1 protein-coding gene is annotated in these 1,223 nt (G+C 72.5%); it reads left to right on the forward strand.

Translation table 11 applies throughout. The features are described 5' to 3' along the window. On the forward strand, positions 1–1,223 hold a 1,223-nt coding region (locus tag E1J50_RS25860; protein WP_207919303.1), incomplete at both ends, for a VCBS domain-containing protein.

Here is a 1,223-nt window from a genome sequence, read left to right on the forward strand (position 1 = left end):
AGCCAGGACGTCACGGTCACGATCACCGGCACCAACGACGCGCCGACGATTACCGGCGGCAGCTTCGCGGCCGGGCTCACGGAGCAGGCAACACCGGCGGGCACGCTGTCCGCCGCCTCCGTCATCGCCTTCGCGGATGTCGATCTGCGCGACGTCCACAGCGTCACGATCGCTCCGGTGGGCACGGTGCTCGGCAGCGCCTCGGTGACCCAGCTCGCGGACACGACGGGGACGGGCGCGGGCGGACGCTTCGCGTGGTCCTACGGCGTGGAGGCGGGCAAGCTCGAGTACCTCGCGGCCGGCGAGACGCGCGTCGAGCGCTTCAGCGTCACGCTCAGCGACGGCCAGGGCGGGACGGTCGTCCGGCCGGTCGAGGTCACCCTCACCGGCACCAACGACGCGCCGATCCTCGCCTCGGGCGAACTCGTCCGCGACGGCGACTTCTCGGCCGGCGGCCAGGGCTGGGCCAATACCGGCGGCCTCGTCGAGGTCTATCCCTCCTGGGCCTACGGCGTCGATCCGGCCGCCGGCGCCGTCATGGAGGTCGACTACGCCAACGCCCTCGACACCGTATCGCAGACGATCGCCACCCAGGCGGGCCAGACCTACGTCTTCAGCTTCGACACCGCCCTGCGCGCCGGAACGCGGCCCGAGACCAACACCTTCGAGGTGCTCTGGAACGGGCAGGTGATCGACCGCGTCACCGCCGCCTCCACCGCCTTCGAGCGCCACAGCTACGCCGTGGTGGCGACCGGCCCGAGCGGTACCCTGGCCTTCCGGGAAATCCTGAACGACGGCTATGGCGGCCTTGTCGACAATGTCTCGCTGCGGGCGGCCACAGCGCTCTCCGAGCGGGCCGGCACGGCGGGCAGCGACGCCCTCGACCGCGCCACGACGACGCTGAGCTTCACCGACGCGGATCTCGGTGACCGGCACACGCTCTCGGCCAAGCTCGCCTCCGCCACCGCCTCGAAGGGCGTCCTGCCGGCCGCGACGCAGGCGGCCCTTGCGGGCGCGCTCGGCCTCGGCCTGGCGGCGGATTCGACGGGCGGCGCCGCCGGGCAGGTGACGGCGACCTTCGCGCTGCCCGACCGGCTCGCCGATTTCCTGGCGGCGGGCGAGTCGCTGACGGTGACCTACGACGTGACGGTGAGCGACTTGAATGGCGGCGCCAGCACGCGGCCGGTCAGCTTCGTGATTACCGGCACCAACGACGCGCCGAC

It is taken from the genome of Methylobacterium segetis (genome assembly GCF_004348265.1).
GTDB classification, from domain to species: domain Bacteria; phylum Pseudomonadota; class Alphaproteobacteria; order Rhizobiales; family Beijerinckiaceae; genus Methylobacterium; species Methylobacterium segetis.